This is a genomic window from Pseudanabaena sp. FACHB-2040, from assembly GCF_014696715.1.
Taxonomy (GTDB): Bacteria; Cyanobacteriota; Cyanobacteriia; order Phormidesmidales; family Phormidesmidaceae; genus JACVSF01.
In genome coordinates, this window is the sequence record NZ_JACJQO010000002.1 from 1 (window position 1) to 17,883 (window position 17,883).

General features: G+C 52.1%; 20 protein-coding genes. 7 read left to right on the forward strand and 13 right to left on the reverse strand.

Annotated features, from left to right (window positions below; translation table 11 throughout):
- The 3 genes from H6G13_RS01750 to H6G13_RS01760 all read right to left on the reverse strand — a co-directional run.
- Positions 1 to 968 (reverse strand): tetratricopeptide repeat protein (locus H6G13_RS01750; protein WP_242028070.1); only part of this gene is annotated, 968 nt, incomplete at its 3' end.
- 77 nt (positions 969 to 1,045) lie between these two features.
- Positions 1,046 to 1,819: an AAA family ATPase gene (locus H6G13_RS01755; protein WP_190481458.1), complete on the reverse strand. Its 774-nt coding sequence runs from the start codon at positions 1,817 to 1,819 to the stop codon at positions 1,046 to 1,048.
- 9 nt (positions 1,820 to 1,828) lie between these two features.
- Complete coding sequence (locus H6G13_RS01760; protein WP_190481459.1) at positions 1,829 to 2,158, reverse strand: hypothetical protein; 330 nt, start codon at positions 2,156 to 2,158, stop codon at positions 1,829 to 1,831.
- Positions 2,159 to 2,635: 477 nt separating this feature from the next.
- On the opposite strand from H6G13_RS01760, the gene H6G13_RS01765 reads away from it, so the two are divergent.
- Entirely contained in the window at positions 2,636 to 2,914 is a 279-nt protein-coding gene (locus H6G13_RS01765; protein ID WP_190481460.1) for a hypothetical protein, read from the forward strand.
- 79 nt (positions 2,915 to 2,993) lie between these two features.
- Here H6G13_RS01765 and H6G13_RS01770 read toward each other — a convergent pair whose 3' ends face one another.
- The gene (locus H6G13_RS01770) at positions 2,994 to 3,197 is read right to left on the reverse strand and encodes a hypothetical protein (RefSeq protein ID WP_190481461.1); all 204 of its coding nucleotides are present in this window, start codon (positions 3,195 to 3,197) and stop codon (positions 2,994 to 2,996) included.
- A 284-nt stretch (positions 3,198 to 3,481) separates the two neighbouring features.
- Between H6G13_RS01770 and H6G13_RS01775 the strand changes: the two genes are divergently transcribed.
- Complete coding sequence (locus H6G13_RS01775) at positions 3,482 to 3,757, forward strand: HU family DNA-binding protein (RefSeq protein WP_190481462.1); 276 nt, start codon at positions 3,482 to 3,484, stop codon at positions 3,755 to 3,757.
- 93 nt (positions 3,758 to 3,850) lie between these two features.
- Here the strand turns inward: H6G13_RS01775 and H6G13_RS01780 are convergent, their stop codons facing one another.
- The 5 genes from H6G13_RS01780 to H6G13_RS01800 all read right to left on the reverse strand — a co-directional run bounded on the left by H6G13_RS01780 (position 3,851) and on the right by H6G13_RS01800 (position 8,077).
- The gene (locus tag H6G13_RS01780) at positions 3,851 to 4,081 is read right to left on the reverse strand and encodes a hypothetical protein (protein WP_190481463.1); all 231 of its coding nucleotides are present in this window, start codon (positions 4,079 to 4,081) and stop codon (positions 3,851 to 3,853) included.
- Positions 4,082 to 4,205: 124 nt separating this feature from the next.
- The gene (locus tag H6G13_RS01785; RefSeq protein ID WP_190481464.1) at positions 4,206 to 4,451 is read right to left on the reverse strand and encodes a hypothetical protein; all 246 of its coding nucleotides are present in this window, start codon (positions 4,449 to 4,451) and stop codon (positions 4,206 to 4,208) included.
- 322 nt (positions 4,452 to 4,773) lie between these two features.
- Positions 4,774 to 5,235: a hypothetical protein gene (locus tag H6G13_RS01790; protein WP_190481465.1), complete on the reverse strand. Its 462-nt coding sequence runs from the start codon at positions 5,233 to 5,235 to the stop codon at positions 4,774 to 4,776.
- A gap of 263 nt (positions 5,236 to 5,498) precedes the next feature.
- The gene (locus tag H6G13_RS01795) at positions 5,499 to 5,681 is read right to left on the reverse strand and encodes a hypothetical protein (RefSeq protein ID WP_242028071.1); all 183 of its coding nucleotides are present in this window, start codon (positions 5,679 to 5,681) and stop codon (positions 5,499 to 5,501) included.
- 140 nt (positions 5,682 to 5,821) lie between these two features.
- The gene (locus H6G13_RS01800; RefSeq protein ID WP_190481670.1) at positions 5,822 to 8,077 is read right to left on the reverse strand and encodes a heavy metal translocating P-type ATPase; all 2,256 of its coding nucleotides are present in this window, start codon (positions 8,075 to 8,077) and stop codon (positions 5,822 to 5,824) included.
- Positions 8,078 to 8,515: 438 nt separating this feature from the next.
- Here H6G13_RS01800 and H6G13_RS01805 point away from each other — a divergent pair, with 438 nt between their 5' ends.
- Positions 8,516 to 10,396, forward strand: a complete 1,881-nt coding sequence (locus H6G13_RS01805) for a penicillin-binding protein 1A (RefSeq protein ID WP_347277426.1) — start codon at positions 8,516 to 8,518, stop codon at positions 10,394 to 10,396.
- Between the two features lie 31 nt (positions 10,397 to 10,427).
- Here H6G13_RS01805 and H6G13_RS01810 read toward each other — a convergent pair whose 3' ends face one another.
- A complete protein-coding gene (locus tag H6G13_RS01810; protein ID WP_190481466.1) occupies positions 10,428 to 10,745 on the reverse strand; it encodes a DUF1825 family protein in 318 nt (105 codons plus the stop codon).
- 101 nt (positions 10,746 to 10,846) lie between these two features.
- A complete protein-coding gene (locus H6G13_RS01815) occupies positions 10,847 to 11,767 on the reverse strand; it encodes a J domain-containing protein (RefSeq protein ID WP_190481467.1) in 921 nt (306 codons plus the stop codon).
- A gap of 301 nt (positions 11,768 to 12,068) precedes the next feature.
- Between H6G13_RS01815 and H6G13_RS01820 the strand changes: the two genes are divergently transcribed.
- Both H6G13_RS01820 and H6G13_RS01825 read left to right on the forward strand, forming a co-directional pair.
- Positions 12,069 to 12,452, forward strand: coding sequence for an SHOCT domain-containing protein (locus H6G13_RS01820; RefSeq protein WP_190481468.1), 384 nt, complete (start codon positions 12,069 to 12,071; stop codon positions 12,450 to 12,452).
- A gap of 38 nt (positions 12,453 to 12,490) precedes the next feature.
- Entirely contained in the window at positions 12,491 to 13,039 is a 549-nt protein-coding gene (locus H6G13_RS01825) for a ComEA family DNA-binding protein (protein WP_190481469.1), read from the forward strand.
- A gap of 86 nt (positions 13,040 to 13,125) precedes the next feature.
- Here H6G13_RS01825 and pip read toward each other — a convergent pair whose 3' ends face one another.
- Positions 13,126 to 14,079, reverse strand: a complete 954-nt coding sequence (gene pip, locus H6G13_RS01830; RefSeq protein WP_190481672.1) for a prolyl aminopeptidase — start codon at positions 14,077 to 14,079, stop codon at positions 13,126 to 13,128.
- 811 nt (positions 14,080 to 14,890) lie between these two features.
- Here pip and glgX point away from each other — a divergent pair.
- A complete protein-coding gene (gene glgX / locus H6G13_RS01835; RefSeq protein WP_190481470.1) occupies positions 14,891 to 17,029 on the forward strand; it encodes a glycogen debranching protein GlgX in 2,139 nt (712 codons plus the stop codon).
- A 14-nt stretch (positions 17,030 to 17,043) separates the two neighbouring features.
- Positions 17,044 to 17,406 (forward strand): MGMT family protein, encoded by a 363-nt coding sequence (locus tag H6G13_RS01840; RefSeq protein WP_190481471.1) that lies wholly within the window; start codon positions 17,044 to 17,046, stop codon positions 17,404 to 17,406.
- A gap of 50 nt (positions 17,407 to 17,456) precedes the next feature.
- Here the strand turns inward: H6G13_RS01840 and H6G13_RS01845 are convergent, their stop codons facing one another.
- Positions 17,457 to 17,819 (reverse strand): DUF6464 family protein, encoded by a 363-nt coding sequence (locus H6G13_RS01845; protein WP_190481472.1) that lies wholly within the window; start codon positions 17,817 to 17,819, stop codon positions 17,457 to 17,459.
- Positions 17,820 to 17,883: the final 64 nt, after the last annotated feature.

Here is a 17,883-nt window from a genome sequence, read left to right on the forward strand (position 1 = left end):
GGATGATTTTCTCCTAGTTGCTCTTCTACAATTTGCAAAGCACGGACATAAAGAGGTTCTGCCTCTCCATATCGTCCTGTATTTTTGTAGAGGCTTGCCAAGTTGTTCAGACTGGTAGCAGTATCAGGATGATTTTCTCCTAGTTGCTCTTCTACAATTTGCAAAGCACGGACATAAAGAGGTTCTGCCTCTCTATATCGTCCTGTACCTTGATAAAGGCCTGCCAAGTTATTCAGACTGGTAGCAGTATCAGGGTGGTTTGCTCCTAGTTGCTCCTCACAGATCGAGAGGGAGCTTTCACAGATATTTATTGCATTTTTGTAGAGGCCCTGTTTCCTTTTGCTACTGCTAAGATCGCGTAATAATGTAGTGATGTAACGCGAATTTTTTAGTCTTATGCTTTTATAATTTGCTTGAGCGTCTTCAAAGAAGATTTCAGCTTCTTTATAATTCGCGTGCTTATACTGAATTAACCCGTTTAAATGAAGTAAAAAAGCACGCCCAAACGTATCTAGCCTCTCAGCCTTCTTATGCTCTAAAAGGCTCTGAATTGCAGCTTGAAAGCGGTCTATTTGATAGTATGTCCACCAATCAATTGCTCTATCTAGGAGACGTCCCGTTTGATGTCCTTCTTCATTAAGTACCTCGTGGTAAAAGAACTCAACATCTTCTTCGGGCGATGTCTTCAAATTAAAGAAATAATTAGCTGCTCGTTCAGATAGGATTAAAAACTCTTCTTGATTCTGTCCCCAAAGCTGACGTAGCAAAACTGTTCGAGTTAATTCATGAATGTTATACCCGTGTTCTGGAAAATCTTCTACAAATGTCAGCGTTTTCAGCGCAGCATTAAGTTTTTCTGCTTGATCTGCCAGTTCTGGCCGTAACGCAGCCAGAATCCGGCTATCGAAAAAATGTGGGATTGCCGCTGCCCAAAGCATAGAAACTAAGTCATCAGACATCTGACCCATTTGGAGTTCCAGCAAGATCCACTGCCGATCTACTTCTGTCTCAGCTTGCTGTACCCGCTTTAGTAGATCTTCTATGCTTACCACTGTTCCGCTGCAATTGACAACATTTGATGAATGTTTGCTGGATGGCCTTTGCATCCTAGAGCAATTGCTTTAATTGCATCCTCTGATAACACTGCCTCCTCTAACAGCTCTGAACAGAACTTGCACCACGCTTCTATTTCAGAGATGGGTTTCAGTACAAAGTGTTCACAATCATCACCCCAAACTGAGTGATTTGAAGCAGGGACAAGTTGTCCGGCAATTACTGTTACTACATTTCTTAATCTCCCGACAGCTCGTAACCACTTGCTTTCAATCCAATTCCGCAGCAGCTCGCTGGCTGATTGATATGTATCAAGTGTAATTACAGTTCGATGCTCAAGTTTTGCCAAGTCATAAAAAAACGCTTTTTCCAATTCCTCAAGTCGGTATTCTTGAGTTTGAGGATCAACTCCTGAGTTAATTGCTATTGAAATACTCTTTTCTGCGGCAATATCATTCTCAGAAAAGTCAACGCCTCCTTGCACAAACAATCTGACCTTATTTCCAAAAGCTGGGAATTTATCATGCCCTAAGTCAGTTACAACTTCTGACAGAAAAGCGGCTATGCTGTTTACGCCCTTACAATCAAAGGGTACATATTTGACTTCGGAAGGACACTCCTGTCTAAATCGGTTGAGCAGAGATGTTTTTCCCATTCCTGATTCACCCTCAATAAGCATGATGCGGCAGTCGTAATTACCCTCTGCCATCTTCAAGAAGATATTGAGTTCTTTCGTTCTATTTGCTAAATTACGCAGTTTTGGCATGGAACGGCTTTACTGATCTTCCTCATCTAGGGCGTTATTTGACGGCTCATCGTAACCCAATTCCAGTTTTTGTTTGCCGTCTATGTCATTCTCTGAAAAATCAGTACGCTGCATTCGGTACTCGCCTTCACCCCGCAACTTATTTCCCTTAAAGACAACATTTACAGGTTTTTCATCCTGAATGTCTTCTATTGCCTTCCCTTTGGCTTCCATCCTCGCTTGAATCGATCCTTCACGTCCATTGACGGAAAGCTCCAAAAGGCGATCACGGAAAACAAAAACAACAATAAGCGCAACGAGTGCAATAATCCCTGCAACTACAACAACAGTTGTGTCCATGCTCACATATCACAGTCTTGAGATAGTATGCGTACCATTATGGCTACCAGGCAACGCGACCGCAACATGGCTAAGCAGGGTAGACATCGCTCGCCGCATAGATAGAGTAGGATTGAAGATTTCCTGTATTACATTAGCAATCTGCGGCCTCAGTTTAAGAATCGGGTGGATACGATCGCACCTCTACTCATTTTTTGAAGTGTATTAATTCTTACTTGCCTTCAAGGATCAGATGAACTAATATCGTCTCTCATAGCTGCGTTTGGTCACTAGCCCGGATGCAGCTTGTCTTTCCCCGAAAACCTGGTCAACGCTATCGGCAGGCGCTTCCAACACCTACCGACAGCTAACCCGACAACAGATTACAGCTGTTGCACGGGCTGCCTTATTTTAGGCTGCCTTGCCGCTCGCTCTTATGTCTGGGGCGACCCGCTTTTCGGGGATTTCTTACCACTTGCGTTAAGGAATCCCCTTCAAATGCTGCAAATTCAATACTTCCTGCCGTCTTCCTTTGTGGAGGCGGCACAGCCCCCTGTGCCTGTAACCCCTACAGCCCAGCCGAGGCGCAGACGGTTGCGCCTGTACCTAGTAGGCTCAGAGGCCGATACCCAAAGTGCGATTGATAGCCTGCATATCCTAGGCTATGCCGAGCGCATCGAGTGGAGCAGAGTAATCGACATCCCCGAAAATGGTCTGCTAATCCGGCCCGATCCCAACGACAAACTCCGCTATCTACAGCGCTACCGCACGCCCTAATCCCAACCTCCTCAAATCAGGCCATAACAATCTCTACTAGGGGCGCAGATCCCTGCGCCCAACACAGAATCTGAGACAGTCATTCCCCCGGCAGCTCATCCGTCATCGCCCAGATGATGCTCGTTCCGGCCATAACGGCTAAGACGAGTAGCAACATGGCTCGTTCAATCGGCCCAAGGGCGGCTAGCACCGTTCTCGGCGCAACAGAAGCTGCTATCGAAACCGCTGAGATAGGAATAGCCAAAAATAGCCATTGCTCCTCTGTCCAAGGTTTGCGAGGCATAAAAATAACAGAGCGCTGATACTGCATTCTAGTGAGAGCCAACCCTGGGGCACCTCCGCCTAGTGAGCCATGCGGCTCTAGCGATAGAAAGGATTATGTCTCTAGCAGCGCCCAAGCTGAACTAAAATTGACCCATTAATTTTCACTGTAGCGCTCGCCTAATCCCGCAATTTCGGATCCATTTTCAAATTACCGACCTAATTTCGCTACTGATTTGTTTCAAAGCTCTTGAAACCCTGATTCTCTCGTGTTAAAACGGCTGAAACCCTCATTTTTTCGTCACCATGAACAAAGCAGAATTGATCGACAAAGTTGCTGAGAAAGCCAACGTTACTAAAAAGGAGGCTGATGCCCTAATCTCGGCCTTTACCGAATCCGTTGTGGAAGCCGTTGCCGAAGGGCAAAAGGTAACTCTGGTGGGCTTCGGCACGTTTGAGCCTCGGGCTCGGGCAGAGCGCGAAGGCCGCAACCCCAAAACAGGCGAAGCGATGAAGATCCCAGCTAGCACCGTCCCTGTCTTCAGCGCCGGAAAACTGTTTAAAGAGAAGGTAGGGAGCTAAACACTTCCACTGATGCTTTAATCCCCCCTGCTGTCCTAGATAGGCTGGCAGGGGGGATTTTAAGTGTGTACATCAACCGACCATCCGAATCTGCTAAAGAGCAATCTCATCCCAGTCATTGATACACATTATCCAAAGCAGCCGCCGCGCCTGCTCTTGGGCCTCTTTAGGCGTCAGATCAGGCATGGAGTTCTGAATCTTTTGGGTGATGAGCCTCTCCTTGCTAGACAGGAGGTTGCTTTCGGTTTTGAGCCTACGGTGCTCATCAAGCATTCCTTGAATGTAATCTTCCTTGGCTTGCTCGTCTGAGGCGGAGTTATCCATGTATGAGTGGATGAGTAGTGAATATAAGCGAAAATAGCTGTAAGTCAGAGTTAGCTTGCCGAGCCCCTAATCTGAGCTTTCTGACACCATTGCCACAACGCTTCGTGGCAATGGCAAGACTGGGCTACTCTGCCTCTGCCTCCGCCTCTGCCTCTGCAACTACCTCAATAGTTACTGGGAAGGCTCCTCGAATCCAGTCGAGACTAACTGGGCTGTCGGTATCAAGCTGTAGCCATTTGACTGAGGGTAATTGAATGGCTAAGCACGGGAGAGACTTGATAATCTCTACCCGGTTCTCACGAGTACCGTCAGAGAGAACTCGAACTAAATTAACAAGACCTTCTGGGTCATCAATGAAGAAAATTTGCATTTTATCCTTTCTGAGCAAACGTGTATGAGGATATTGCAGGTTTAGCCACCAATATCCTTTTATTTAGTGCAATTTCTCAGAGTACGGCCTAACCGACCAAACACGACCACAAGGTTTTGATTTTTATTAGAGCGTCACACGCTGGTCATCTTCTGCAAATTCAAACTGAATTTTTTGCTGATGTATAAAACTCAGTAGAGTTTTGCTTTTCAGGGAACACGGTAGAATTGCGATCGCACCCCCTTTACCCTTCAACGTTTTGGAGGCAAAAGGCCTTTAAAGCCGCAAATCTTAGCCTTACCCGATTGGGGCTAACTTAGGGCTAGGGCGTGTAAAGGTTAGGGCACATCTCCTGAATAGACTGCAGCCCGTTATTAGGGCTGAGCTGATCCAAGGCGGCGGCTGGATTGCCCGGAGCAATTGTTGGAGCAGCATTATAGGCAGCAATACTGGCCTCTTGGATGGCGTCATTGTGGGATCTTCCTCCACGCCGCGCATCACAATACCCATCTGCAAAGCCTGAGGCTATGGTTATGCCGCTCTCACCGCTTCCAGTCCCAGTAGATGGAAGGGTGCTATTTGAGGGAGCAGCCTCATTTGAGGGGGTGCCGGGCTGCGACGTTTGGGGTGCTGAAGGCGTTTGAGTTCCGCAGATCGTCCTCAGGTCAACCACACCACCCTGAGCATCGACCATATAACACAAGGAGTCGTAGGCCGCAGCAGGCGGTGTACTGGCGATTCCGGCTAACAGAGCTGAGCCCAACGCAATTGGCAATAGTTTCATGAAGATAGGCTTTTGAATCACTACTTACAAAGACAGACGCCGTTAGCGTTCCCCGGAAAACACCCGAGATATCACGGAAGACATCGCTAGCCGGTTAACTTGAGGACTCGAGAAATCCTGTCAGCGGCTTACATCTCATCTGCCTGGGCTAAATCGCAGTTTGCAGAAGATTCAAATAATGATTTGCCTTTTCATCTATGGGAGTCGTGAGGTGGGCACTCCCAGACTTTGCACTAACGGCCTTTCCTGGCCTCGATAGAAAATCAGGAGTCATCCTCAGGAGTCGCCTTGCGAGACTTGGGCCGACTCAGCAAAAACCACCAAACCTCCAGCCCAATTAGCCCCAATCCTCCGACTGTCACAGCGGTTTTTGCCCAGAGTGGTTGCTCAATTCGGCGAAAGCCACCTACTTCAACCGGAGTAGGCTGCGTTTCGTGATGGGGCATTTGGGCTGGGGTGCCGCTTGCCAGTCCTAGGAGCAGACCTAAACTGGCAAGGGTACTGACGATAAAAAGTTTGCGTTTCGTAAGAGTATCTCCTAGTTATGGGGCAAGACCGACTTCAAGAGCAATGAGCTACGCAGCCATTACCCCTGCAGCCGAGGCCGAAAGTTTCGCAGCCTCAGCGCATTGGTCACCACAGAAACCGAGCTAAAGGCCATCGCCGCTCCAGCAATAATCGGACTGAGCAGCCAGCCAAAGATGGGATAGAGAATCCCGGCTGCAATCGGAATGCCAGCAACGTTGTAAATAAAAGCAAAAAACAGGTTTTGCCGAATATTTTGCATGGTGGCGCGAGAGAGCTGAATGGCTGTAACAATGCCCTGCAAGTCACCAGAGATCAAAGTAATGTCGCTGGCGGCAATGGCAACATCGGTGCCGGTGCCAATAGCCATGCCCACATCAGCTTGGGCCAGCGCCGGAGCATCGTTAATGCCATCGCCTACCATAGCCACCACCCGGCCCTCAGCCTGCAGGTGCTCGATCTGGGCAGCTTTTTGGTCGGGCCGCACTTCGGCAATCACCCGGCCAATGCCCACTTCGCGGGCAATTACTTCTGCTGTGCGGCGGTTGTCGCCGGTCAGCATCACCACTTCTAAATGCATCCGCTGCAGCGTGCGAATTGCCTGCAGTGAAGAAGGCTTAACCGCATCGGCAATGCCCATGATGGCTTCTATCTGACCGTCTACGGCAATCCAAATAACGGTTCGGCCTAGGTCTTCTAATCGGTTCCACGGTTGCTGTAGAGCGCTTGTGTTTATCCCCAGTTCTCCCATCCAGCGCTGAGTGCCAATCTGCACGCGGTGGCCCGACACATCGCCCTGCACACCGCTACCTGCGATCGCTTCAAAGTCTTGGGCCTCGATCAGGCTCACTTCCTGAGACTGGGCATATTGCACCACGGCTTCCGCCAGGGGATGCTCAGAGTTGCGTTCAACTGAACCTGCCAGCTGTAGCCACTTCAGTTCGCTGGCGGTGCCGTTGACGGTTACATAGTCGGTGACAACTGGCTTGCCCTGGGTAATTGTGCCGGTCTTATCCAGCACAATTGTTTGGATCTTGTGAGCCAGTTCTAGGCTGTCTGCGCCTTTGATTAAGATGCCGTTTTCTGCACCTTTGCCCGTTCCAACCATGATGGAGGTCGGGGTCGCTAGACCCAAGGCACAGGGACAGGCAATAATCAGCACCCCGACCGTCGTTACTAGGGCCATCGTCACGTTGCCCATGATGTTGTACCAGATCACGAAGGTTGCGATCGCAATGCCAATCACTGCCGGCACAAACCAACCAGTCACTCGGTCAGCTAGCTTTTGAATTGGGGCTTTAGACCCTTGAGCCTGCTGCACCAGCTTGACGATCTGGGCCAAAAAGGTATCTTTACCCACGCGGGTTGCTCGAAATTTAAAGCTGCCAGTTTTATTAATCGTGGCTCCGATCACTTCATCACCGGGGCGTTTTTTGACCGGCACACTTTCTCCAGTCACCATCGATTCATCAATGGTCGATCCCCCTTCGACAATGCTGCCATCCACCGGGATTTTTTCACCCGGACGAACAACCACAATGTCATTGAGCTGAACCGATTCAATCGGCACCTCCAACTCCTGACCCGATCGAATAATGCGAGCCGTGCGAGCCTGTAGCCCAATCAGCTTACGAATGGCGTCAGAGGTCTGCCCCTTGGCCCGGTTCTCCAGCAGTCGCCCCAGCAAAATTAAGGTGATCACCACCGCAGAAATTTCGTAATAGACGGCAGGCTCTAACCCCTGAGCTAGAAAAAAATCTGGAAGAAAAGTAGGCAGTAGGGAATAAAAAAAGGCGGCACTGGTTCCCAACGCAACCAGCGTATCCATCGTCGCGCTGCGGCGCTTGAAGGCTTTCCAGGCTCCGGTATAAAACGATTCACCGCTCCAAAACTGAATCGGAATTGTCAGCACCAGCTGCAGCCAAGGATTATGCAGCCACCCCGGAATCCAGGGCAAAGGCAGCCCGGTCATCATCGGCAGCCCGCCAATCACTAAAATGCTGGTGACCACAGCGCCCAAAATCAGCCGTCGCTTGAGCTTGTTTAACTCAGCTGAGCGCGCCGATTGTTCAGCATCTGTTTCCCCCGTCACCATCTCTTGGTCTTGGAGGAAAAAGGCCGAATACCCCGCTTCTTCAACCGCGTTTTGAATGTCTTCTGCGTTTGTTTTTTTAGCGTCGTACTCAACTAATGCTTGCTCTGCACCAAAGTTAACGCTGCACTCGCTGACGCCCGGAACCGCACGAATGGCCTCTTCGACGCTCCTAGCACAGGAGGCGCAGCTCATGCCTCGCAGTTTAAAGATTGTGCTTTCCATAATTCCATCCCGATGCCACACTGGCATGCTAAACCCTCCAGAGCAGTGGAGAGTCAAGGAGGCTGCTAGTCCACCAGTGAGAGCGGCGGGAGTGGGCTAAGTGCGATCGCACTCTGCTAAACGGGTAGCCTCAAAAAGTGCAGGCTGGCAGATCAGTGTCACATAGCTATAGCCATATGGGCTAGATTGGCCCTACCATAGCCACAAAATGTATTGGACCCCTGCTTTCCGGAGCCCTAACTAAAGCGGTGAAATTTATAATTTGGCCACTGAAATTAAGTCTGTTCCGGGACTTTCACGACTAGGGGTTGCTTTTTTGTCGATGGCGTATAATTGCAAAACTTGCGACAGACCCTAGGCCCAAATCCCTTTAGTACCCGCAGTTAGATAGACACCGTGTCAACAACCATTCGGCGAACGCGATCGCAGCCTCAGCCCATCCGGCGCTCCCCTAAACTTCTAAAATATATTCAGGATGTCGGCCAGATTACAGCTGCAACCCTGCTGGGCACCACCATGATTGCCAGTTCTGTGGTGGCTGGGGGACTGGTCGGACTGGCCATCAGCTTTCGCAACTTGCCAGATGTGCGGGTGCTGCGTAACTACGTCCCTAGCGAAACCAGCTACATCTACGACATCAAAGGCACCCTGCTCTACAGCCTGCACGACGAGGCCAACCGCGAGGTGGTGGACCTCAACGAAATCTCTCCCCACCTAAAGCGAGCAGTGCTGGGCATCGAAGATAGCTACTTCTACTCCCATAACGGCATCAACCCCAGCAGCGTCGGGCGGGCCGTGCTCGCCAACTTCCAGGCTGGCTCCACCGTCGAAGGGGGTTCCACCGTCACCATGCAGCTGGTAAAAAACCTGTTTCTAACCCCAGAGCGAGCCATTAGCCGTAAGGTGGCTGAGGCAGTACTGGCCCTACGTCTAGAGCAAATTTTTGCCAAAGACGAAATCCTGGAAATGTATCTAAACCAGGTGTATTGGGGCCACAACAACTACGGAGTAGAAACGGCAGCCCAAACCTACTTCAATAAATCCGCCAAAGATCTCAATCTAGCCGAATCAGCGGTGATGGCCGGTCTGATTCAGGCCCCCGAAAACTACAGCCCCTTTGTTAACTACGAGTTTACAAAGCAGCGGCAGGCCACTGTACTCAGCCGCATGCGGCAGCTGGGCTGGATTACGGCTGAAGAAGAAACCGCAGCCCGCAATCAGCCCTTGATGATTGGTGAAATTAAGTCCTTCCGCTCCAGCATCGCGCCCTACGTCACTGAGGCAGCTGTGCAGGAGCTAAAAGAGAAATTTGGCAATGAGTCGGTGCTCAAGGGCGGCATGCGGGTGCAGACGACAGTTGACCTAAACCTACAGCGTATCGCTGAAGAAACGGTCAGTCGCAACCATGCGGCTTTGCGCCAGCGGGGCCTCTATGCCGATCAAATGGCGCTAGTGGCGGTTGATCCGCGCACCCACTTTGTCAAAGCTATGGTCGGCGGTGTAGATCACACCACCAGCCAGTTCAACCGCGCTATTCAAGCCCATCGGCAGCCGGGGTCAGCCTTCAAGCCCTTTGTCTACTATGCCGGGTTTGCCTCAGGCCGTTACACGCCCGACAGCCTCATTGCCGATACCCCCGTCAGCTACCCCGATGGCTACGAATACTACAGCCCCAAGAACTACGACAGCACCTTCATGGGGAATATCCCCATTCGTCGTGCCCTAGAAGTCTCCCGCAACGTTCCGGCTATTCGGCTGGGGCAGGCCGTTGGTATCAATCAGATTATCGAACTCTGCCGCACTTTGGGCATCAAGAGCCCTATGGAGCCCGTCATTTCTCTACCGCTGGGCGCGGTCGATCTAACGCCTATGGAGATGGCTGGGGCCTATGCAACGTTTGCTAGCAATGGTTGGCACTCGCCACCCACCTTCATCGTGCAAGTCACCGACAGCAGCGGCAACGTCATTCTAGACAACACCCCTCGACCTCAGCTAGTGCTCGATCCGTGGGCAGCAGCAGCACTCAATGATGTTCTCCAGGGTGTCGTTACCCGAGGCACTGGGACGGCCGCTCAGATCGGCCGGCCTGCTGCTGGTAAAACTGGTACCACCGATGCTCAGCGAGATATCTGGTTTGTTGGGTACGTGCCGCAGTTAGCAACGGCAATTTGGGTCGGCAATGATAACTATAGCCCGTTAGGAGTAGGGGCTACAGGCGGTGGCTACGTAGCTCCCGTGTGGCGTGATTTCATGCAGCAAGCCTTGGCCGACGAGCCCGTAGAAGGGTTCCGCCCTCCCTCAGATTTCGTCAGGCCCTAAAGGTCATCAAACCCTAGCGATTTATCAAACCCTAGGAGTCGATTTCGGCTTTCATGCGCTCTAGGGTTTGATTCATTTGCTCAAACATTTTGTCCGGAGTCATACCAAACTGGCCGAGTTGAGTTTTGAGCTGTTCTACAGTCATTTGAGCCGAAAAATCTTCAGACAGTTCAAATCGCTTCATGAAGATGCGATAACGGTCCATAACCGATTCCATCTGCTCAATAAACAGCTTTTTTCCCTCTCGGTCAAATTTGCCATAGCCGCTTCCTAGCTGCGTCAGCGACTGGTAGTCCTGAAACAGCTGCATAGCTTCTCTTTGAACTAGCTCAGAATCAAAAAATCCCATTTCTCTTTTAGGTTTTTAACTCAATTAGTCGCTCTGTATCTACTAGCGTATTGATTTCAGAGCCTTTGGCCAAGGAGAGAAAACCCTACTTTTAATTTGGGTTACCGTTTGGAAAAAAGACCGCCAAACAGTCTCCACCGCTTCTCATTTTTGGGGGGCTGAGCAGCAGAGGCCGGTCTGCTGAACTGAGAGTCGTCAATCTGCAGTTGACGCGCGTATTTTAGAGCAACTTCATTCTTGGGATTGAGCTTGAGCGCCTGCTTGAAGTGGACTTTGGCCATGCCGGAAAGCTGGCTGAGCAGATAGGCTTGTCCCAAAAGACAGTGATACGAACTGTTTTGGGGATCGATTTTGACTGCATCTTTAAGCTCTTGGATGGCCGCTGAGAAATTGCGGTTTTTCAGGTACTCCTGGGCTCGCTTGGAATGGCGTTCCGCGTAGTTAGGGCTCGCACCGTCGTTGGTTGGGGCAGTAGGCGCAACAGCCGTGGTATTTACGCTAGAGGCAGCAACCAGTCCGCTCCGTTTTTCCCGAATGACCGGCTCACCCATCTTGCGGCGCAGATAGACGAGATTAAGCTCACTGATCTGCCGGGTAAGGGTTTCAAATGTTTCAGAACTGTCGTACTGGTTGGTGCTGAGGTCTAATAGGGCCTGCTCGTAGTAGATTTCGATCTCAGGTTCGGGAAGCTGCAGCAGCTTTTGGGCAGCCTCACAGGTAGCCTTTAAAGCGTCCTCTCGGGCCAATCGTCGTACCTTGAATCGGAGGGTTGCCAAAACCTCGTTGCGGCCTTTGTCGCTTTTGAGCCGCTGGTAGGCAGGGTTGACCAACCGAGCCAGTACTTGACCGGCAAATTCATTGATCCCAGTCTCTTGGCTAGCCTGAACATCGGGGTGCAGCAGTTTAGCAACTTGCCGGTAGCGCTTGAGAATACGGCGATCATCTGCCGCAAGGGAAACCCCCAGAACAGCGTAGGGATCAGAAAAGCGGAGCCAGTCTTGGGAAAAGGAGGGATGGGCCATCCAGAGGGAAAGATGAGGGTACTTGGGAACTAACTTAGGGGCGTCGGGGTAAGACGGTTTCAGTCATAGGCTCGGCAGAGGTCAAGAAAGGCGTATAAAAACATTAGTGACATCAGGGTTTATACGGAGACTCTAGCAAATCTCCTGTCTGAGCACCATAATCCTGTCTTCTTAAAAATTGGGAAAGCAGCAGGAACTTCCTAAGGAACTTCCTAAATAAAATTATGCTCCACCGGTTCCCGTGTTGTTCTGGTTCATGGGGTTTATACTGACCGATTAAGGCGTTGTTGCTGAAATAGATATGGAAAGTCGGTTGCGAAATCGGCGTGTGGCAGCTTCTCTAGCCTTGCTCGGGGCGTTGATGCCAGGAGCTCTGCCGCTATCTGGGCTGCATAAGTTTTATATGGGGCAGCCCCTTTGGGGTATTGCTTATCTTCTACTGGGTTGGACCCAGATTCCCAGAATTGCCTGTGCGATTGAGGGATTTTGGTACCTGAGCCAAAATGAAGCGGGCTTTAAAGCTCGCTTCGGCGGTACTGAGACGATCGCAATACCAGATAAGGCCGAACAGGTCAGTGCGATCGCAACCGCCCTGCGGGAACTCGATCAGCTGCGCCAGGAAGGGCTGATCTCAGAGCATGAGTTTGAGCAAAAGCGGCGCGTCCTGCTAGATCAGGTGGGTTAGCGGTAGGTTAGAAGTGGCCTAGAGAGTAGGTTAGATAAATGTCGCTAGACCAGCCCAAGAGCCCCTTCATCAAGCTCAGGGGGCAACTTAATCCGCTGCGCCAGCGGCTGCAGTCAGACCCCTATTGCCGCCTGCAGTCTTACCAAGAGGTGAAGCTGGCAGCCGAGCTAGGGTTTTGTCTAGACGTGAACCGAGCCACGGTGGACGACTGGCTGCGGCTGCCAGGACTGTCGATTCACCAGGCGCGATCGCTAGTAAGCCTGAGTCACGCGGGAGTTGCATTTCACTGCTTAGAGGATGTAGCCGCTGCACTAGGGATGCCTCCAGCAGCGCTCACACCGCTTTTGCCGGTGCTAGATTTTCGCTACTACGACCCAGCCGAAGCAGCTGGTCTGGTGCCAGTGAGGGTGAATCAAGCCACGGTAGACGATCTTTGTCAGGTTCCCCGAATAGATCCGCAGACGGCCCGAGCCATTATCTACGATCGCAACTGGCGAGGCCCCTTTCAAAACGCTGCCGAGTTTCAGCAGCGGCTACATGTGCCGCCCGATTGGATGGCACATTTGATACACTACTTGCGCTTCTAAAAATTGCGAAAGCACCCCTTACCTTCTGTCCTCTGCCTTGTTGGGTCGCGCTACGCTTGACGCCAACCTACAGTGCCTTTCATTCTTCACCTAAACCGACCCACAAACCGATCCGTCGCCTCAACTAGCTCATGAACAATCCCAGGCTCAGTGGCAGAGTGACCAGCATCGGGAACCAGGATAAACTCGGCTTCAGGCCAGGCACGGTGCAGCTCCCAAGCGGTGATCGCGGGGCAGACAACATCGTAGCGACCCTGAACGATAACGCCAGGAATATGGCGAATCGGCTCTACATTTTTGAGAAGCTGGTAGTCGGGCTCGAAAAAGCCTTGGTGAATAAAGTAGTGGCACTCGATTCGAGCAAAAGCCACCGCAAAATCATCACTGCCAAAGCGCTCGATTAGATCGGTGTCTGGAATAAGTTTGCTGGTGCTGGCCTCCCAGACAGACCAGGCGCGGGCAGCCTGAAGGCGGGTTGCCCGATCAGGACTGGTAAGGCGCTGATAGTAGGCTTTGACCAGGTCGTGCCGTTCCTCGGAGGGAATGGGCTCTAGGTAGCGTTCCCAGGCGTCGGGAAAGAGGTAGCTGGCCCCTTCTTGGTAAAACCACTGAATTTCCTTTTGCCGCAGGGTGAAGATGCCGCGCAGAATGAGCCCCTGACAGCGATCGGGGTAGGTCTGGCTATAGGCCAGCGCCAGCGTGCTGCCCCAGCTGCCGCCAAAAACAGTCCAGCGCTCGATATTGAGGTGCGATCGCAGCTTTTCAATATCCTCCACCAGGTCCCAGGTAGTGTTTTCTTCCAGTTCAGCGTGAGGGCGACTAAGGCCGCAGCCCCGCTGATCAAATAGCACAATCCGCCATCTCTGCGGGTCAAAAAACTGCCGATAGAGGGGAATAGTGCCGCCCCCAGGCCCCCCGTGGAGAAACACCACCGGCTGGCCTTGGGGGTTACCAGATTCTTCGAAGTAGAGGGTGTGGAGGCGGGAGACGGGAAGAAAACCAGTGCGGTAAGGGCTGATGGGGGGATAGAGCGATCGCATATCTTGGGGGCACCTAAAGGAGCAGCCTTGGAAAATCCAAAAGATCCATAGACTACCGTCATTGTGGCAGCCATTGGCATAGGCTGTCACACTGGAATGCCCACCGCTGTTCCTTCTAGGGAACCTGCAACGACCTCTGACGGAAGCGTGTCAGACGAATCGGTTTGCGGAGGTCTTAGATCGGAGACTTTACCACGCACCACCTCCCAGTTTCAGGGTCGCGGTAGGTGACAAACGGGTTTTGCTTTAAAGGCTTATCGCAGGGTTTCGTCATCGTTTAACAGGAAGTCTCGCCTGTCACTATCTTAGGAAGTGAAGCAAGTGTTTCCTGGTGACGCCCCCAGCGTTTTTTAGTGATAGATCTGGGCTCTAATAGTGACCCAAATCACATTTTTCTCTGCTTAGGATTTTGCCCTAGAGATACTGTTGATTAAACTAAATTGTTTGTGGCTTGCTATCAAGAGGGTGGGTTCAGGTGAATCGGCTTTCTTGCTGCTTTTAACTGCTTATATTCTCGGTTGTTCAAGAGCGATCTGTATCAAGTTCTGACAAAGCTTTTGCCTACAACCGTAAAAGCTGTAAAAAGATTCCGTAGTCGCATAAGTTTCAAGCTCGACCTTGGACATGGCTCCTTACCCAGATTCTCCTCATAGCCGTGTGTCACCGTTCGCTCATATAGACGGGAAACAGTGTCACAAGGGGATCCGGCGTCACTTGGGGGTCGCTCACAGCGACGTCAGTCTGTTAATCTTCAATCATCGTTACATAATATTAAGAACGCCCCTGCCGTTTATAGATGAGGAGACTCCCGATGGAACTAACCGTCTGGCCCGGTAAACCCTATCCCCTAGGAGCGACCTGGGACGGCAGCGGTACAAACTTCGCGCTGTTCTCTGAAAATGCCACGGCGGTGGACCTTTGTCTGTTTGATGAAGCAGGGCGAGAGACCCGCATCCCGCTGCCAGAAGCAGAGGTGGAGAATTATGTGTGGCATGGCTACCTGCCGCAGGTTAAGCCCGGTCAGCAGTACGGCTACCGGGTTCATGGCCCCTTTGCCCCTGAGGAGGGTCAGCGGTTTAACCCCCACAAGCTGATGATTGACCCCTATGCCTATGCGATCGCAGGCGACATCCGACACGACAAGGCGATTTTTAGCTACCCCCTCGATGCTCCAGCCAGCATTGATGCCGACTTGCTATTCTCAGCCGAAGACGATGCTGACTCCATCCCGAAGTGCGTCGTGGTAGACCCAGCCTTCGACTGGGAAGGCGATGCGCCCCTCGATACGCCCTGGCACAAAACCGTCATTTACGAAACTCATGTCAAAGGCTTTACCCAGCGCCATCCCGGCGTGCCAGAAGCGCTGCGGGGCACCTACGCTGGGCTAGGCCATCCGGCGGCGATTGAGTATCTAAAGTCGCTCGGCGTTACAGCGGTTGAGCTTTTGCCGGTGCACCACTTCAATGCATTTCCAGGGCACCTAGCGGGAGCAGGGCTACGGAATTACTGGGGTTATGACTCCCTGGCTTATTTTGCTCCCTACTCCGGCTACAGTGCTGCTGGGGAGCAGGGAGGGCAAGTGCAGGAGTTTAAGCAGATGGTTAAGGCGCTCCATGCTGCGGGTATGGAGGTGATTTTAGATGTGGTCTACAACCATACGGGTGAGGGCAACCACCTGGGGCCTACCCTATCGTTCCGGGGTATTGATAATACGGCCTATTACCGCCAGGTGGAGGAGACGCCCCGGTACTACATGGACTTTACCGGCTGCGGCAACTCGCTCAACGTCGGCCATCCCCAAGTACTCAAGCTGATCATGGACAGCCTGCGCTACTGGGTCCAGGAAATGCATGTAGACGGGTTCCGCTTTGATCTAGCTGCTGCATTAGCGCGCGAGCTATACGAAGTCGATACCCTGGCAGCTTTTTTTGACATCATCCACCAAGACCCGATACTCTCAACTACCAAGCTCATTGCTGAGCCGTGGGACTTGGGTGAGGGCGGCTATCAGGTGGGCAACTTTCCGCTGCTGTGGTCTGAGTGGAACGGCAAGTACCGTGATTCCATCCGAGATTTTTGGCGTGACCACAACTGCTCTCTGGGCGAGTTTGCCTACCGCCTAACCGGCAGCTCCGACCTTTACCAAGCCAACGGTAAGCGGCCCCACGCTAGCGTCAACTTTGTCACTTGCCACGATGGGTTTACTCTGCGCGATCTAGTCAGCTACAACGAGAAGCACAATCTGGCTAACGGCGAGAATAACCAGGATGGCGACAGCCACAACCGCTCTTGGAACTGTGGCGCAGAAGGAGAAACTGACGACCCTGACATCCTCAGGTTGCGATCGCAGCAGCAGCGCAACTTTCTGACTACGCTAATGCTTTCCCAGGGCGTGCCGATGCTGCTAGGTGGCGATGAGAGGGGCCGTACTCAGAAAGGCAACAACAATACTTACTGTCAGGACAATGATCTGTCGTGGTTTCACTGGGAGGGGGGGCAGCCAGAGCTGCTGGAGTTTACCCGCAGACTAATCCACTTCCGGCAGCAGCATCCGGTGTTTTGCCGTCGGCACTGGTTTCAGGGCCGCGAGATCCACGGTTCGGGGGTGAGCGATATCGGCTGGTTTAACCCCGACGGCAGCAAGATCAGTGATCAGCAGTGGCACGACGATGAAGCTAAAGCGATCGCAGTTTTTCTCAACGGCAAAGAGATCCCTGATCCAAACCCTCGCGGTGAGCGAGTAGTTGACGACAGTTTCCTGCTGCTGTTTAACGCTCAGGCAGAGCTAGAAAAATTCATTATCTCTCCGCTGCTGGCTCAGTCTGCCTGGCAGCAAATTTTAGATACCAAAGACACTACCGGCTTTTTTGAACCCGGCAGAGTTTACCAGCCCGATCAGGGGGTGCCGGTCGCTGCCCATTCCCTGGTGTTGCTGCGCTGCCTGCCCTAGTCCGTTGAGGGGCCATGTCGCTGATCTATGAGCGCATTTACGCCGTTGTCCGCCAGATTCCCCACGGTCAAGTCGCCACCTACGGGCAGGTCGCAGAGCTAGCGGGGTTAATTGGCAAGCCTCGGCTGGTGGGTTATGCCCTGTACCGGGTTGATATGGAGATGGGTGACATTCCCTGGCATCGGGTGATCAACGCCAAGGGGGAGGTTTCTCGCTCGCCCCTGCGCAACGGGTCAGACTACGTGCAGCAGGCCCTGTTAGAAGACGAGGGTCTTGAGTTTAACCCAGAGGGCAAAGTTGACCTGGGGCGCTATCGGTGGCAGCCCTCACAGGCGCAGCTTGAGCAGGCAGTGATTTGGGCGGAGGGGATCGTTTAGAGGCAGCGTTTAAAGACCCCTGGATTCTTGAAGAACCCAGAGGTCTTTGGTTAATCAGAGTTATTTAGAGGCCGATGGTGAGAGCAGCGATCGCAAGGCCCCTGAGGATTCACAGCACAGCGCAGCAGCTCTGATCGAGCATTGTAGAGGCAGGTAATATCGCCAATCACCCACTGCCCGTCTAGTAAACTTTTCTCTTCGGGCACGTCAGACCTTTGAACGTAAAGCGTTGTTTGGTGCAGCTCATAGCGGCCCGACTTGAGATGATAGCGGTGCCGCCGTTCCAGCACCAGATAGGTCTGCCCTTCAACCTCCAGGTAAGCCCCCGGCTGAGGGCTCCAGTCTAGAGACACGTGTCCCAAGCTAGCGTTGGGTTGGTTGAGGATGATTTCTGTGCGCTGATTCGACTCCATGACAATGGCTAGAGGATGAATAAGGCTGTACAGTAGCCCTAAAAAACAAGTTCCTGACCGCAGT

Bases quoted from the DNA above. Each gene is read 5' to 3' on its own strand.
- H6G13_RS01840 (WP_190481471.1), top strand. From the start codon at position 17,044: ATGTCGCTGATCTATGAGCGCATTTACGCCGTTGTCCGCCAGATTCCC.
- H6G13_RS01770 (WP_190481461.1), bottom strand. From the start codon at position 3,197: ATGCCTCGCAAACCTTGGACAGAGGAGCAATGGCTATTTTTGGCTATT.
- H6G13_RS01820 (WP_190481468.1), top strand. From the start codon at position 12,069: ATGGAAAGTCGGTTGCGAAATCGGCGTGTGGCAGCTTCTCTAGCCTTG.
- H6G13_RS01795 (WP_242028071.1), bottom strand. From the start codon at position 5,681: ATGCCCCATCACGAAACGCAGCCTACTCCGGTTGAAGTAGGTGGCTTT.
- H6G13_RS01755 (WP_190481458.1), bottom strand. From the start codon at position 1,819: ATGCCAAAACTGCGTAATTTAGCAAATAGAACGAAAGAACTCAATATC.
- H6G13_RS01760 (WP_190481459.1), bottom strand. From the start codon at position 2,158: ATGGACACAACTGTTGTTGTAGTTGCAGGGATTATTGCACTCGTTGCG.
- glgX (WP_190481470.1), top strand. From the start codon at position 14,891: ATGGAACTAACCGTCTGGCCCGGTAAACCCTATCCCCTAGGAGCGACC.
- H6G13_RS01780 (WP_190481463.1), bottom strand. From the start codon at position 4,081: ATGGATAACTCCGCCTCAGACGAGCAAGCCAAGGAAGATTACATTCAA.
- H6G13_RS01775 (WP_190481462.1), top strand. From the start codon at position 3,482: ATGAACAAAGCAGAATTGATCGACAAAGTTGCTGAGAAAGCCAACGTT.
- H6G13_RS01800 (WP_190481670.1), bottom strand. From the start codon at position 8,077: ATGGAAAGCACAATCTTTAAACTGCGAGGCATGAGCTGCGCCTCCTGT.
- H6G13_RS01815 (WP_190481467.1), bottom strand. From the start codon at position 11,767: ATGGCCCATCCCTCCTTTTCCCAAGACTGGCTCCGCTTTTCTGATCCC.
- pip (WP_190481672.1), bottom strand. From the start codon at position 14,079: ATGCGATCGCTCTATCCCCCCATCAGCCCTTACCGCACTGGTTTTCTT.
- H6G13_RS01785 (WP_190481464.1), bottom strand. From the start codon at position 4,451: ATGCAAATTTTCTTCATTGATGACCCAGAAGGTCTTGTTAATTTAGTT.
- H6G13_RS01790 (WP_190481465.1), bottom strand. From the start codon at position 5,235: ATGAAACTATTGCCAATTGCGTTGGGCTCAGCTCTGTTAGCCGGAATC.
- H6G13_RS01845 (WP_190481472.1), bottom strand. From the start codon at position 17,819: ATGGAGTCGAATCAGCGCACAGAAATCATCCTCAACCAACCCAACGCT.
- H6G13_RS01825 (WP_190481469.1), top strand. From the start codon at position 12,491: ATGTCGCTAGACCAGCCCAAGAGCCCCTTCATCAAGCTCAGGGGGCAA.
- H6G13_RS01810 (WP_190481466.1), bottom strand. From the start codon at position 10,745: ATGGGATTTTTTGATTCTGAGCTAGTTCAAAGAGAAGCTATGCAGCTG.
- H6G13_RS01765 (WP_190481460.1), top strand. From the start codon at position 2,636: ATGCTGCAAATTCAATACTTCCTGCCGTCTTCCTTTGTGGAGGCGGCA.